Origin of the sequence: Streptomyces sp. SN-593 (genome assembly GCF_016756395.1) — a bacterium.
GTDB classification, from domain to species: domain Bacteria; phylum Actinomycetota; class Actinomycetes; order Streptomycetales; family Streptomycetaceae; genus Actinacidiphila; species Actinacidiphila reveromycinica.
On the sequence record NZ_AP018365.1, the window covers coordinates 1,577,398 to 1,591,272 of the forward strand.

Annotated in this window: 15 protein-coding genes; 8 read left to right on the top strand and 7 right to left on the bottom strand. The window is 74.1% G+C overall.

All coding sequences use genetic code 11. The annotated features are described in order from the left end of the window. Window positions 1-109 precede the first annotated feature (109 nt). The 3 genes from RVR_RS06680 to RVR_RS06685 all read right to left on the bottom strand — a co-directional run bounded on the left by RVR_RS06680 (window position 110) and on the right by RVR_RS06685 (window position 3,188). Window positions 110-1,462: an IS4 family transposase gene (locus tag RVR_RS06680; RefSeq protein ID WP_237404605.1), complete on the bottom strand. Its 1,353-nt coding sequence runs from the start codon at window positions 1,460-1,462 to the stop codon at window positions 110-112. 117 nt (window positions 1,463-1,579) lie between these two features. Beyond that, window positions 1,580-1,702 carry an SGM_5486 family transporter-associated protein gene (locus tag RVR_RS38555; protein WP_272933063.1) on the bottom strand — a complete coding sequence of 41 codons (123 nt, stop codon included), beginning with the start codon at window positions 1,700-1,702 and terminating at the stop codon, window positions 1,580-1,582. 43 nt (window positions 1,703-1,745) lie between these two features. Beyond that, a complete protein-coding gene (locus RVR_RS06685; protein ID WP_202232959.1) occupies window positions 1,746-3,188 on the bottom strand; it encodes a CynX/NimT family MFS transporter in 1,443 nt (480 codons plus the stop codon). A 22-nt stretch (window positions 3,189-3,210) separates the two neighbouring features. On the opposite strand from RVR_RS06685, the gene RVR_RS06690 reads away from it, so the two are divergent. Next, a complete protein-coding gene (locus RVR_RS06690; protein ID WP_202232960.1) occupies window positions 3,211-3,894 on the top strand; it encodes a FadR/GntR family transcriptional regulator in 684 nt (227 codons plus the stop codon). A 117-nt stretch (window positions 3,895-4,011) separates the two neighbouring features. Here RVR_RS06690 and fabI read toward each other — a convergent pair whose 3' ends face one another. Next, window positions 4,012-4,800, bottom strand: a complete 789-nt coding sequence (gene fabI, locus RVR_RS06695; RefSeq protein WP_202232961.1) for an enoyl-ACP reductase FabI — start codon at window positions 4,798-4,800, stop codon at window positions 4,012-4,014. Window positions 4,801-4,805: 5 nt separating this feature from the next. Next, complete coding sequence (fabG, locus tag RVR_RS06700; RefSeq protein ID WP_202232962.1) at window positions 4,806-5,525, bottom strand: 3-oxoacyl-[acyl-carrier-protein] reductase; 720 nt, start codon at window positions 5,523-5,525, stop codon at window positions 4,806-4,808. A gap of 457 nt (window positions 5,526-5,982) precedes the next feature. On the opposite strand from fabG, the gene RVR_RS06705 reads away from it, so the two are divergent. From RVR_RS06705 to RVR_RS06715, 3 genes are all read left to right on the top strand, one after another. Continuing rightward, window positions 5,983-7,527, top strand: a complete 1,545-nt coding sequence (locus tag RVR_RS06705) for a TldD/PmbA family protein (RefSeq protein WP_202238438.1) — start codon at window positions 5,983-5,985, stop codon at window positions 7,525-7,527. Further along, on the top strand, window positions 7,524-8,930 hold the full coding sequence (locus RVR_RS06710) for a metallopeptidase TldD-related protein (RefSeq protein ID WP_202232963.1): 1,407 nt from the start codon (window positions 7,524-7,526) through the stop codon (window positions 8,928-8,930). Before RVR_RS06705 ends, RVR_RS06710 begins: the two co-directional genes overlap by 4 nt. Before the next feature lie 79 nt (window positions 8,931-9,009). Continuing rightward, a complete protein-coding gene (locus tag RVR_RS06715; protein WP_202232964.1) occupies window positions 9,010-9,582 on the top strand; it encodes an RNA 2'-phosphotransferase in 573 nt (190 codons plus the stop codon). 59 nt (window positions 9,583-9,641) lie between these two features. On the opposite strand, the gene RVR_RS06720 is transcribed toward RVR_RS06715, so the two are convergent. After that, window positions 9,642-9,923: a GlsB/YeaQ/YmgE family stress response membrane protein gene (locus tag RVR_RS06720; RefSeq protein WP_202232965.1), complete on the bottom strand. Its 282-nt coding sequence runs from the start codon at window positions 9,921-9,923 to the stop codon at window positions 9,642-9,644. Window positions 9,924-10,168: 245 nt separating this feature from the next. Here RVR_RS06720 and RVR_RS06725 point away from each other — a divergent pair, with 245 nt between their 5' ends. Both RVR_RS06725 and RVR_RS06730 read left to right on the top strand, forming a co-directional pair. Further along, a complete protein-coding gene (locus RVR_RS06725) occupies window positions 10,169-10,543 on the top strand; it encodes a DUF3099 domain-containing protein (protein ID WP_202232966.1) in 375 nt (124 codons plus the stop codon). A gap of 232 nt (window positions 10,544-10,775) precedes the next feature. Beyond that, window positions 10,776-11,003, top strand: coding sequence for a hypothetical protein (locus RVR_RS06730; RefSeq protein ID WP_202232967.1), 228 nt, complete (start codon window positions 10,776-10,778; stop codon window positions 11,001-11,003). Here RVR_RS06730 and moaA read toward each other — a convergent pair. Next, a complete protein-coding gene (moaA, locus tag RVR_RS06735; RefSeq protein ID WP_202232968.1) occupies window positions 10,986-11,975 on the bottom strand; it encodes a GTP 3',8-cyclase MoaA in 990 nt (329 codons plus the stop codon). The genes RVR_RS06730 and moaA overlap by 18 nt on opposite strands. 287 nt (window positions 11,976-12,262) lie before the next feature. Here moaA and RVR_RS06740 point away from each other — a divergent pair, with 287 nt between their 5' ends. Both RVR_RS06740 and RVR_RS06745 read left to right on the top strand, forming a co-directional pair. After that, window positions 12,263-13,318, top strand: a complete 1,056-nt coding sequence (locus tag RVR_RS06740) for a DEDDh family exonuclease (RefSeq protein WP_272933136.1) — start codon at window positions 12,263-12,265, stop codon at window positions 13,316-13,318. Window positions 13,319-13,485: 167 nt separating this feature from the next. Further along, on the top strand, window positions 13,486-13,737 hold the full coding sequence (locus RVR_RS06745) for a hypothetical protein (RefSeq protein ID WP_202232970.1): 252 nt from the start codon (window positions 13,486-13,488) through the stop codon (window positions 13,735-13,737). Window positions 13,738-13,875 lie beyond the last annotated feature (138 nt).

Genomic DNA, 13,875 nt, shown 5'->3' on the forward strand with positions numbered 1-13,875 from the left:
GGCGCCGCGGAGGAGGGGACGTCGCGCGGCGGGCCCGGGGCCTGTCCGGCACGATCCGCCGGACAGGCCCTAGCCCCAACGCCGTTCAGTTAGGGCGGGTTGGGTGGTGTCAAGGGCTGGTTGTGAGCATGTGGATGCTGATGGTGGCTTGGTGGGTGGTCCGGTCGATGGCGGGTCCTCGTGCGTTGTATTTGGAGATCGCTCGTTTGACGATGCGGTCTTTGGTGCGGACCCGCCGGGTGGGTAGGAGGTGGGCCAGGATGTGGCGGCCGATGGTGCCGACGAGGTCGATGTCGGTGGCGGTGGTGACGCCGGCGGCCAGGACGAGCTGGTCCCGGGCGGCGGAGAGGGCGGTGGTGAAGCCGGCCCGGTCCGGGTCGGTGCCCGGGATGCTGTCGGTGGCATCGGTCATCGCGGTCCGTAGTGCCTGGTAGGCGGTCAGCAGGGCCCAGACTTCCTGCTCGACGCCCGCCGGGGTGCGGGCCCGCAGGACGCGTCCGCCCAGCATCGTGGACTTCAGCTCCGCGTAGGCGGTCTCGATCTCCCAGCGCTCGTGGTAGAGCCGGACGAGTTCGGCGGCCGGGTGGGTTGCGGGGTCGGTGAGGGTGGTCAGCAGCCGGTAGTGGCCGGTGCGGGTGCCGTCGGCGGTGCGGACGGTGATCTCGGCGTCGATGACGCGGACGGTCAGCGCACCGATCCGGGCCAGCGTCGAGCCGTCGCGGCAGCGGGCCACCGGTGGCAGTTTCCGGTTCGTTTTGCAGCGCACCAGCAGGTCGGCACCAGTGGCGGCCCACTGGTTCAGCAGCGCGGCCGAGGCGAACATGCGGTCGCCCAGGAGCAGCATCCCCGTGCGCAGGTCCCCCGCCAGGCGGCGGGCGTACTCCAGCTCGCCGATCGAGGCCGGGCCGAAGGCGGCCCCGATCACCGAGCGGGTCCCGCAGGCGACCAGCAGGGCCAGCCGCAGCTGCGGATAGCCCGAGATCCCGTTGCCCAGCCGCTGCCGGGTGAACGCCGCGAGGTTGGCCGCAGCGTCCGGGACGGGCAGCAGGGTGCCGTCGACCGCGACCACCCTCAGCCCCCGCCACATCCCGGCGGCTGCGGTCGTGGCAGCAGGCCCCCGCACCAGGTCGAACAGTGCTTTCAGCGGTGCCGGCCCCAGCCGCTGACGGGCCTGGCGCAGCGCACTGCCGCTGGGGCGGACCGGCGCCGGGCCCGGTAGCCCGGCACACAACCGCTCGAAGACCTGCCCGTAGCCCAACCCGGCGAACAACGCCCCGGCCAGCAGCAGGTAGACCGTGACCCGAGCCGGCACCAGCCGCACCCTGCGCTGCACCGCGCCCGTGGCCGCCAGTACCTCATCGACCATTTCGAACGGCACGATCCCGGTCAGCTCGCCGATGTGCCCCGGCGCGAACACACCAGTCGCTACCCCGACCGTCCCTGATATGGCAGCCTGTTCCAACAGCGGAGCTCCTGTAGTGAGGATGTCTTGGAGGACAAACCTCTTCTACAGCAGCTCCGCTGCCTCGTTCACCAGCCTTGACTAACAGCCCCAGCACCTAACTGAACGGCGTTGGCCCTAGCCCATGCGGGCGGCGATGATGGCGACCACCGCGACGATCGCGGGGACGCCCATCATGAGGCCGAAGATGATCAGCAACCGCCGCTGCGGCTGCGGGGGATTCGGTTCGAGTACGGGCATGTCGACCAGTCTGGCACCGCTTCCCGGGCGGCCCGCACCGGGGTCACAGTTCGTCCTCGACGTGCCGGTTCCGCCCGGCCAGCACCCCGCACGCCACCTGGGGCACGACCAGGACGAGCATCAGCGCCATCGGCAGCCCCCAGCCGCCGCTCGCCTGGTTGAGGGCGCCGACCAGGATCGGCCCGGGGATGGAGAGCAGGTAGCCGGTGCTCTGCGCGAACGCCGACAGGCGCACCACGCCGGCACCGCTGCGCGCCCGCATCCCGATCATCGTCAGCACCAGCGGGAAGGCGCAGTTGGCGAAGCCGAGCAGCACCGCCCACACCCAGGGCGCCGCGGCGGGCGCGGCCCACAGCCCGGCGAACCCGGCGAGCTGGAAGACCGCGAGCGCCACGACGATCGGGCCCTGCGAGCGCATCCGGGCGGCCAGCGGCGGCAGCACGAACGACAGCGGGACGCCCAGCGCCATGGTGACGGCCAGCAGCAGCCCCGCCTTGTCCGCGGACAGCCCGGCGTCCCGGAAGATCTGCGGCATCCAGCCCATGGTCACGTAGGCGGCGGTGCTCTGGAGTCCGAAGTAGCCGGCGAGCATCCGGGCGGTGCGGCTGCGGCCGATCCGGCCCCGCTCCCCGTGTGCGGGAGCGGGCGCGGCCGGCCGGGCGGCGGAGGCGGAAGGTTCCGCGGCGGGAGCACCCGTGGCGGGCGCGGCCCCGGACCGTACGCTTCCGGTCCGCGGCTCCTGCCGCTGCCCCGACCGGTCCCGCACCAGCGGCAGCCACGGCCCGACCGCCACCGCGGCGAGCGCGGCCCACACGCCCAGGCCCGCCCGCCAGCTCCCGCCCATCGTGTCGGTCAGCGGCACCGTGACGGCGGCGGCCACGGAGGTGCCCAGCGACAGGGCCATCGAGTAGACGCCGGTGACGGTGCCGACCCGGTCGGGGAAGTAGCGCTTGACCATGACCGGCATCAGCACGTTGGAGACCGCGATCCCGGCGAGCGCCAGCGCGCTGGTGGCCAGGAAGACGGCTGTGCCGCCGGCGAGCGGGCGCAGCACCAGCCCGCCGGTGATCGCGGCCATCCCCGCGCAGACCACCGCGCCGGGCCCGAAGCGCCGGGCCAGTCTGGGCGCGGCGAAGCCGAACAGCGCGAAGCACGCGGCGGGCACCGAGGTGAGCAGCCCGGCCATGGTGCCGCTCATGCCGAGGCCGTCGCGGACCTCCTTGAGCAGGGCGCCGAGGCTGGTGATGGCCGGGCGCAGGTTGAGCGCGGCGAGCACCAGGGCCACGAGGACGAGGCGACGCACCCAGGGGAGCGGTAGCTGCGGCCGGTGCTCGGTACCGGGCCCGAGAGCGGTGCCGGGCCCGGGAGCGGTGCCGGCGCCGTGCCCGGGGGTCGCGCCGTGCCCGGGGGCGGTACCGGGCGGACCCGCGGCCTGCTCCGACGCGGCCGCGGCGGGGCCGAGGATCAGGGATTCGTCATCGCGCATGAACCCATCATAGAATGATGGGATGAACCTCGGACCCGTGCCCCGTCCAGCGCCCCTCGCCGACCAGGTCATCGCGCGGCTGCGCGCGGAGATCGCCGCCGGGAACTGGCCGGTCGGCTCGCGCATCCCCACCGAGCCCGAACTGGTCGCGCTGCTCGGCGTCGCCCGCAACACCGTCCGGGAGGCGGTCCGGGCCCTGGCGCACAACGGGCTGCTGGACATCCGCCAGGGCTCGGGCACCTACGTCGTGGCGACCAGCGAACTCGCCGGGGTGATGCACCGCCGCTTCGCCGACGCCGACCCGCTGCACGTCGCCGAACTGCGCAGTTCCCTGGAGGCCAGTGCGGCCGGGCTGGCCGCCGCACGCCGTGACGACGCGGACCTGCGCCGGCTGGACGCCCTGATGGAGCGGCGCGAGCGCGCCTGGGAGTCCGGCAGCGCCGAGGACTTCGTCCAGGCGGACGCCACCTGGCACCTGGCGGTGGTGGCCGCCTCCCACAACGACGTCTTCACCACGCTCTACGCGGACCTCGGCGAGGTGCTGCGCGACTTCCTGCGCGCGGACGTCGGCAGCGAACTGCGCCCCGGGGACCACGTCGACCACGCCCGGCTGCTGGCGGCCATCCGCGCGGGCGACGCCGACGCCGCCGCCGCGGAGGCCCGCGACCACGCGTTCTCCTGCCGGTTCGTCACCTTCCGGTCCTGACGCCCGCGGCGGACCGGCCCCCGCTCGTGGCAGCGGCCTCCCCGCCCGGCAGGGGGCAGGGAGGCCGCGGGCACCGGGGTGCCGGCGTGGGCCGCGCGTCGGGCGCGGCCGGCCAGGTCAACCGACCGCGTGCAGGCCGCCGTCCACGTGGATGATCTCGCCGGTCGTCTTGGGGAACCAGTCCGACAGCAGCGCCACCACGCCGCGGCCGGCCGGCTCCGGGTCCGTCAGGTCCCACGCCAGCGGGGAGCGCGTGTCCCAGGTGGAGGCCAGGTCGGTGAAGCCGGGGATCGACTTGGCGGCCATGGAGCCGATCGGGCCAGCCGACACCAGGTTGCAGCGCACGTTCCGGTCGCCGAGGTACCGCGCGAGGTAGCGGGAGGTCGACTCCAGCGCGGCCTTCGCCGGGCCCATCCAGTCGTACTGCCCCCAGGCGAACTGCGCGTCGAAGGTCAGGCCGACGACCGACCCGCCGCTCACCGCGTCCGGGCCGTCGGCCTCGGTCATCAGCGGCAGCAGCGCCATGGTGAGGGACTTCAGGGAGAACGCCGAGACGTGCATCGCGGTGGACACCGACTCGAAGGGCGTGTCCAGGAAGTTGCCGCCGAGCGCGTCCTGCGGGGCGAAGCCGATGGAGTGCACGACCCCGTCGAGGCCGCCCAGCTCCTTGCGCACGACCTCCTCCAGGCCGGCCAGGTGCTCGGTGTTGGTCACGTCCAGCTCGATGACCTTGGTCGGCTTCGGCAGCTTCTTGGCGACCCGGGCGGTCAGCGTGGGCCGGGGGAAGGCGGTGAGGATGATCTCGGCGCCCTGCTCCTGGGCCAGCTTGGCGGCGTGGAAGGCGATGGAGGACTCCATCAGCACGCCGGTGATCAGGATGCGCTTGCCTTCGAGGATTCCGCTCATGGTGATCAGTGACCCATGCCCAATCCGCCGTCAACCGGGATGACGGCTCCAGTGATGTACGAGGCCTCGTCGGAGGTCAGGAAGCGCACGGTGGCGGCGATCTCCTCGACCCTTCCGTACCGGCCGAGCGGCACCTGGGCGACGATCCCGGACCGCTGGTCGTCGGTGAGCGCCCGGGTCATGTCGGTGTCGACGAAACCGGGCGAGACGACGTTGAAGGTGATGTTGCGCGAGCCCAGTTCGCGGGCGAGCGAGCGGGCGAAGCCCACCAGTCCGGCCTTGGACGCGGCGTAGTTGGCCTGCCCGGCGCTGCCCAGCAGGCCCACCACGGACGAGATCAGCACGACGCGGCCCTTCTTGGCCCGCAGCATGCCGCGGTTGGCCCGCTTGACCACGCGGAAGGTGCCGGTGAGGTTGGTGTCCAGGACCGCGGTGAAGTCCTCCTCGGACATCCGCATCAGCAACTGGTCCCGGGTGATGCCCGCGTTGGCGACCAGTACCTCGACGGTGCCGTGCTTCTCCTCGATCTCCTTGTACGCCTGCTCCACCTGCTCGCTGTCGGTGATGTCGCAGCGCACCGCGAGCACGCCCGACCCGACCAGCTCCGCCGGCGGTTCACCCGAGCGGTACGTGATGGCGACCTTGTCGCCGGCGTCGACGAAGACCCGCGCGATGGCGAGGCCGATGCCCCGGTTTCCTCCGGTGACCAGAACCGAGCGGCTCAACGGATCACTCTTTCCCTGCGTCGATGGGTCGTGGCTGTCTGCCTGAAAACTATCGGTACCGGTCCCGTTCCGGGGAATCGGCGCCCAACAGGCCGGCCACGCGGTCACTGTGGGGTTCCCACAGTCTCCGTGCGCCCCCCGGTCCGGCGGCGGAGCGTCGGCCGGTCCGGCGGCGGTCCGGCGCGCACGCCGGGCAGCGCGTCACCGGGCGGCGCCACCTGCACCGTACCGGTCGCGCGCGGGGCGCGATCACCCGGGAGGGGGGCGGGTGGCGCGCGCCGGCGGCCCGGCGGGCGCCGGGCCGGACCGGCCGGACGGCCCGGCGGTCTGTCCGAACGCGACATCCGGGCCGGGGCGGCGGGCGCTCGGCGGGTTATCCACAGGCCGGTGAAAACGTCCACCGCCGTACGGCGCCGTCGTGGTTCACTGCGAAGACGCGAAGGAAGGGAAGATCGTCGTGCCGCATGAGGTGGATCAGTCGTTCGTGGCGTTGCCGTTGCGCGCGCTTGCCGACGCCGCGCTGGCGAGGGCGCGTGCGCTGGGCGTCGAGCACGCGGACTTCCGGCTGGAGCGCGTGCGCAGCGCCTCGTGGCGGTTGCGGGACGCCCGCCCGGCCGGCGCCTCCGACGTCACGGACCTGGGGTACGCGGTCCGCGTGGTGCACGGCGGGGCGTGGGGCTTCGCGGCCGGGGTCGACCTGACGATGGACGCCGCGGCGAAGGTCGCCGCGCAGGCCGTGGCGATGGCCAAGCTGTCGGCGAAGGTGATCGCGGCCGCCGCCGCACACGGGGGCGGGTCCGCCGACGCCGGGGGGCGGGTGGAGCTGGCCGACGAGCCGGTCCACGCGGACCGCACCTGGGTGTCCTCCTACGAGGTGAACCCCTTCGACGTGCCCGACGGGGAGAAGACCGGCCTGCTGGCCGAGTGGAGCGCGCGGCTGCTGGCGGCGGAGGGCGTCTCCCATGTGGACGCCTCGCTGATGACCGTGCAGGAGAACAAGTTCTACGCCGACACCGCCGGCACCAGCACCACCCAGCAGCGCGTCCGGCTGCACCCGACGCTGACGGCGGTGTCGGTCGACCCGGCCGGCGACTTCGACTCGATGCGCACCCTCGCCCCGCCCGTCGGCCGCGGCTGGGAGTACCTGACCGGCGACACCTGGGACTGGGCGGGCGAGCTGGCCGCGATCCCCGGCCTGCTGGCCGAGAAGATGCGCGCCCCCTCGGTGCGGGCCGGGCGGTACGACCTGGTGGTCGACCCGTCGAACCTGTGGCTGACCATCCACGAGTCGGTCGGCCACGCCACCGAGCTGGACCGCGCGCTGGGATACGAAGCGGCGTACGCCGGCACCTCCTTCGCCACCTTCGACCGGCTCGGCACCCTGAAGTACGGCTCCGCGCACATGAACGTGACCGGGGACCGCACCGCGGAACACGGCCTGGCCACGGTCGGGTTCGACGACGAGGGCGTGGCCGGCCAGTCCTGGGACCTGGTGCGCGACGGCGTGCTGGTGGGCTACCAACTGGACCGCCGGATCGCGAGGCTCACGGGCTTCGACCGGTCCAACGGCTGCGCGTACGCCGACTCCCCCGGCCACGTCCCGGTGCAGCGCATGGCGAACGTCTCGCTGCAACCGGCGCCCGACGGCCCGTCCACCGAGGAGCTGATCGGCTCGGTCTACGACGGGATCTACGTGGTCGGCGACCGCTCCTGGTCCATCGACATGCAGCGGTACAACTTCCAGTTCACCGGCCAGCGCTTCTTCCGGATCGAGCACGGCAAGCTCGCCGGCCAGCTCAGGGACGTCGCCTACCAGGCCACCACCACCGACTTCTGGGGCTCGATGGCCGCGGTCGGCGGCCCGCAGACCTACGTGCTCGGCGGCGCCTTCAACTGCGGCAAGGCCCAGCCGGGCCAGGTCGCCGCGGTCAGCCACGGCTGCCCCTCGGCCCTCTTCCGGGACGTCAGCATTCTCAACACCACGCAGGAGGCCGGCCGATGAGCAGCAGCGCCCGCAGCGCGGCGACCACGCCGCACGAGATCGTCGAACGCGCCCTGGAGCTGTCCCGGGCCGACGGGTGCGTGGTGATCGCGGACGAGGAGTCCAGCGCCAACCTGCGCTGGGCGGCCAACGCCCTGACGACGAACGGCGTGACCCGCGGCCGCACCCTCACGGTGATCGCCACGGTCGACGGCGCCCAGGGCACCGCCTCCGGCGCGGTCTCGCGCTCGGCGGTGACCGCGGAGGAGCTGGAGCCGCTGGTGCGGGCGGCGGAGGCGGCGGCGCGGGCGGCGGGCCCGGCGGAGGACGCCCGGCCGCTGGTGGCTGGCGGCGTGCCGTCCGCGGACTTCACCGCGCCGCCCGCGGAGACCTCCTCCGACGTGTTCACGGCGTTCGCGCCCGCGCTGGGCGAGGCGTTCGGCACCGCCGCGGCCGGCGGCCGGGAGCTGTACGGCTTCGCCCACCACTACGTGACCTCCACCTACCTGGGCAGCTCCACCGGGCTGCGGCTGCGGCACGACCAGCCGTCCGGCACCCTGGAGGTGAACGCGAAGTCGCCCGACCTGACCCGCTCCGCGTGGGCCGGCCGCTCCACCCGCGACTTCGCCGACGTCGACCCCCTGGTCCTGGACGCCGAGCTGGCGCAGCGCCTGGCCTGGGCCGAGCGCAAGGTCGAGCTGCCCGCGGGGCGTTACGAGACGCTGCTGCCGCCCACCGCGGTCGCGGACCTGCTGATCTACCAGCTCTGGTCGTCCGGCGCGCGCGACGCGGCCGAGGGCCGTACGGTCTTCTCCCGTGCCGGCGGCGGCACCCGGATCGGTGAGAAGGTCGCCCCGCTGCCGCTGACGCTGCGCAGCGACCCGGCGGAACCCGGCCTGGAGGCGGCGCCGTTCGTCATCGCGCACGCGTCGGGCGACGACACGTCGGTCTTCGACAACGGGCTGCCGCTCGGCCCGGTGGACTGGGTGCGTGAGGGCACCCTCAACCAGTTGCTGACCAGCCGGCACAGCGCGGAGCTGACCGGGGTGCCGCTCGCGCCGATGGTGGACAACCTGGTGCTGGACGCCGGCGGCACCCGGTCGCTGGAGGAGATGGTCGCCGGAACCGAGCGCGGGCTGCTGCTGACCTGCCTGTGGTACATCCGCGAGGTGGACCCGGCGACGCTGCTGCTGACCGGCCTCACCCGCGACGGCGTGTACCTGGTGGAAGGCGGCGAGGTGACCGGCGCGGCGAACAACTTCCGGTTCAACGAGTCGCCGCTCGACCTGATGGGCCGGGCTACCGAGGCGGGCCGCACCGAGCGGACGCTGCCCCGGGAGTGGGGCGACTACTTCACCCGCGCCGCCACCCCGGCGCTGCGGATTCCCGATTTCAACATGAGTTCGGTCAGCCAGGGCGTCTGACCGGTCCGCGTCTGACCGGTCCGGCGCCGCCCGCGCGCCGGCAGGGGCCGAGAGGCGGAAAGGTGGGGGAGGAGAGGGGATGCTCGACGAGAAGCAGACGGTCAAGGTGTCGAAGTTCCTGTCGCTGGTGTTGCGGCACGACCCGCAGGCGGTGGGCGTCACGCTCGACGAGGCCGGCTGGGTGGGGGTCGAGGAACTGCTCGCCGCGTGCGCCGCGAAGGGACGCCGCCTCTCGCGCGCGGACCTGGACCACGTGGTCGAGACCAACAACAAGCGCAGGTTCGCCTACTCCGCGGACGGCCGCCGGATACGCGCCAGCCAGGGCCACTCGGTACCGGTCGACCTGGGCCTGGCCGCCGCCACTCCCCCGGACGTGCTCTACCACGGGACCGCGGCGGCCAGCGTCCCGCTGATCCTCAGCGAGGGGCTGCGGCCGATGTCCCGGCAGGACGTGCACCTGTCCGCCGACACCGGGACGGCCGCCCGCGTGGGCGCGCGGCACGGCCGTCCGGTGGTGCTGGTGGTGGACGCGGCGGGCATGGCGGCGGAAGGGCACGAGTTCCGGCTCAGTGCGAACGGCGTGTGGCTCACCGACCGGGTGCCGCCGCGGTGGCTGCGGCAGTCACCGGAGCCCGGGCGGCCGCGGGCCTGACGGCGGTCACGGGGGCGGCGGGGCGGCGGGGCCTGGCCGCGGCGCCCCCGTCCGGCCGGTCACACACGCGTCGTGGTGCGCCGGCGCCGGAACGCCGCCCAGAGCGCGTCACCCAGCGCCACCAGCACGATCGCGCCGACCAGTTGCAGCACGTGCCGGGTCCAGTCGATGCCCTTGGTGTCGCGGACGCCGAGCCACCGGGCCACGCCGTTGCCGAGCGCGCTGCCTGCCATACCGCAGATCACGGTGAGCCACAGGGGCAGGCTCTGCTTACCCGGGATGATCGCTTTCGCGATCAGACCGAGCACCAGGCCGACGATGATCGCCCACAACCAACCCATGACGCTCGCCTCCTATGGCCGGGCGGCGAGCGCCCGGCAGATGTCCCGCCAGTGTCCGCCCGGGTGGCCTACGCCGCATGTCGGCCGACGGCCTACGGTGCCGGGCGCAGCCCGGACACGGCACACGCGGCCCCGCCCCGCCCTGCTGCGCGGCGCCCCGGGCGCGTACCGTGGTCCTACCGGGCAGCAGGTGTCGTGACCCGTGATCGGCACGGCCCGGTGCGTGGAGCAGGCGGTGGAGCGGGATGGGGAAGCAGGGCGGTCCGGAGGTCTTCCAGATCACCGGGGCACGGACCGGACTCACCGACGACGTGCGGGGGCGCCAGCGGCGCTACATCGTCTCGATGTCGATCCGCACCGTCTCGGTGGTGCTCACGGTGGTGCTGTGGAACGTCGAACGGCCGCTGGCCTGGGCGACGCTGGTGGTGGGCCTGCTGCTGCCGTACGTGGCCGTGGTCTTCGCCAACGGCGGGCGGGAGAACGCGCCGAACCTGCCGTCCACCTCCTACGTTCCGCCGCTGGCGCGGCCGGCCCTGGAGCCCTCGCGCGTGGAGGCGGCCGCGGAGCGCCCGCCCGCGGCGGCCGGGGAAGCACCCGGCGAGCACGCCGACGCGGGCTGACCCTGTCGTTTCGCGCGGCTTGCAGCGTTTCGCACGCCTTGCGGTCTAGACCTATGGCGGTCGGCCGAGAAAGCTCAAGAAAAGCTCAGATCAATCGTCCTCCTCCCCCTCCACGAGCGGCGGAGCGCGTGACATACTGCGGTACGCGCTCCGTATCCCCCGTCGGAGCGATGGACCGACGCCGGGCGGCTCCCCCCGTGGCTGCCCGGCGTCGCCATGTTTACTGGGTGCCATGAGCGACGAGATGCCGCCGACCTGCTCGGCGAAGGGCTGCCGGGCGGCCGCCGTGTGGGTACTGGCCTGGAACAACCCGAAACTGCACACCCCGGAGCGCCGCAAGACGTGGCTGGCGTGCGAGGAGCACCGCGAGCACCTCTCCCAGTTCCTCGGGGTGCGCGGTTTCCTCAAGGACGTGGTGGCGCTGGCGCAGTGGGAGGCCCGCTCAGCCGCCGATGGCTGACATCGGCCGGTCCGGCTGGAGGAAGGCCGGGTCGTCCAGGCCGGAACCCGCCTTCTTCCCCCGCGTCGCTGCCCTCCACCGCGCGGCGATCTCGCCGTCCGAGGCACCCGAGCGCAGCGCCCCGCGCAGGTCGGACTCCTCGCGGGCGAACAGGCAGTTGCGCACCTGGCCGTCGGCGGTCAACCGGGTCCGGTCGCAGGCGCGGCAGAAGGGCCGGGTGACCGAGGCGATCACCCCGACCCGCGCCGGGCCGCCGTCCACCAGCCAGCGCTCCGCCGGGGCGTGGCCGCGGGCCGGCTCGCCCTCGGCGGTGAGCGCGAACCGGGTGCGCAGGGCGGCCAGGATCTCCTCGGCGCTGACCATGTCGGACCGCTGCCAGCCGTGCTGGGCGTCGAGCGGCATCTGCTCGATGAAGCGCAGTTCGTAGCCCTCGGCCAGCGCCCAGGCCAGCAGGTCGGGTGCCTCGTCGTCGTTGACCCCGCGCATCAGGACCGTGTTGACCTTGACCGGCGCGAGCCCGGCGGCGCGGGCGGCGGCGAGGCCGTCGAGCACGTCGCGGTGCCGGTCCCGGCGGGTGAGGGCGCGGAAGGCGTCGGGGCGCAGGGTGTCCAGCGACACGTTGACCCGGTCCAGCCCCGCGGCGCGCAGCGCGCCGGCGGTACGACCCAGCCCGATCCCGTTCGTGGTCAGCGACAGCCGGGGGCGCGGCAGCAGGGCGGCGCACCGCTCCACGATGCCGGCGAGCCCGGGCCGCAGCAGCGGCTCACCGCCGGTGAACCGCACGTCGGTGACGCCGAGTTCGGTGACGGCGACCCGGACCAGCCGGACCACCTCGTCGTCGGTGAGCAGCTCGGGCCTGGCCAGCCACCGCAGCCCCTCCTCGGGCATGCAGTACGTGCAGCGCAGGTTGCAGCGGTCGGTGAGCGAGACCCGGAGGTCCGTGGCGACCCGACCGTAGGTGTCGACGAGCACGGCTCCTCCTCTCCGCGCCGGGGGCGCGTGTACGGCGCCTGGCGGCGCGGTCTGCCTCCCTCCACAGTAGGGCCTGCCGGGTGGATCTCCGCAGCGTCGCCGGGCGCCCCCGAAAACGCCCCCGCGCGGCCGGGGGTGGGACACGCTGTCGGCGACGGCCCTTATCCTCGATGACCATGCTGGACAACCGGACCGAGCCGCCTCCCGTCCCCGGCGGACCGACGCCGACACCGACGCCGGGTCCGACGTCGACACCGACGCCGCGGCCGGCCCCCGCGCAGGCGGCGATCCCCGCCCCGGCGTCGCCGCGGACGACCGGGCCCACGCCGGAACACGCCGCCGGGGCGCCGACCCCGTGGCCCGCCGGCTACCCCGAGGGGTACGCCGTGGTCGACGTGGAGACCACCGGACTCGGCAGGCACGACCGGATCGTGTCCGCCGCCGTCTACCGGCTGGACGCGTACGGCAGGGTGCAGGACCACTGGTACTCGCCGGTGAACCCGCAGCGCGACCCCGGACCGGTCTGGATCCACGGCCTGACCACCGCGGTGCTCGCAAAGGCACCGCTCTTCCCCGAGGTCGCCGCCGAGCTCGCGGAGCGCCTGGCCGGGCGCGTGCTGGTCGCGCACAACGCGGTCTTCGACTGGTCCATGCTGGCACGGGAGTTCGCCCGCGCGCGGTCCACCGCCCCGGTCGAGCACCGGCTGTGCACCATCGTGCTCGCCAAGGAGCTGCGGCTGCCGCTGGCCAACCACAAGCTGGAGACGCTCGCCGCGCACTACGGCGTGGAGCAGCGCCGCGCGCACCACGCGCTCGACGACGCCCGGGTGCTCGCCGAGGCGTTCCGGCCGAGCCTGCACCTGGCGGCCGCCGCCGAGCTGCCGCTGCCGCTGCACGCCTGCCGCCCGCTGACGGAGTGGCAGGAGCCGGCCGGCCCCGCGCGCGCCGGCGGGCCGGACCCGGCGCCCGCCGCGCACCACGGCCGCGTGCTCGGCTCCGGCTACGGCAACTTCGGCTGGCGTCCGGCCCGCAAGCGCCCGGCCTGCCCGTATCCGAACCCCGGGCGGCTGGCGCCGGGCGGGCCGCTGGTGCAGGGCATGCGGGTGGCCTTCTCCGGCGACACCGGCGTCGACCGCGAACTGCTGGAGGACCGGGCCACCGACGCGGGGCTGCACGTCGCCTCGTCCGTGAGCCGGCTCACCAGCCTGCTGGTCACCAACGACCCGGACTCCCCCACCACCAAGACGGTCAAGGCACGGCAGGTCGGCACCCCGATCATCGACGAGGCACGCTTCACCGAGCTGCTGAAGGCCGTCAGGCCCGCCGACGGTGTCCACGGCTGAGGCCGGCCCGGCCGACCGGCACGGCGGGTCCTGCGCCGGGGCCCGGGCCGAGGCCGACGGCGTCCGGCCGCCCGTACACCGCCGTGCGGGTGAAAGCCGCGGCCCGGCAGGCCGCCGCGCCGCGAGCTGCGTTGCCCGCTCCCGCACCGGTCCGCACCCTGGGCCCCATGGCCCGTTGCGAGGTTTGCGGAAACGACTACGCGTTGAGCTTCGAGGTGCACGCGCAGGGCGTGGTGCACGTCTTCGACAGCTTCGAGTGCGCGATCCACCGGATGGCACCGATCTGCGAGCACTGCCGCGTGCAGATCGTCGGCCACGGAGTCGAGGTGGACGGCCACTTCTACTGCTGCGCGCACTGCGCCAAGGCGGAGGGAGCGGCCGGCATCGTGGACCGGATCGGCACGGGCGCGCCCGCCTGACCGGCACGTGACCGGCCGCGCGGCTCCCACCGCCGCGCCCGCCGCCCCCGCCTCCGCCCTCGGCACGTCCTCCGCCGCCGCCCGCCGCCGCCCCCGCCCTCGGCACGTCCTCCGCCGCCGCCTGTTGCGCGGCTGCCC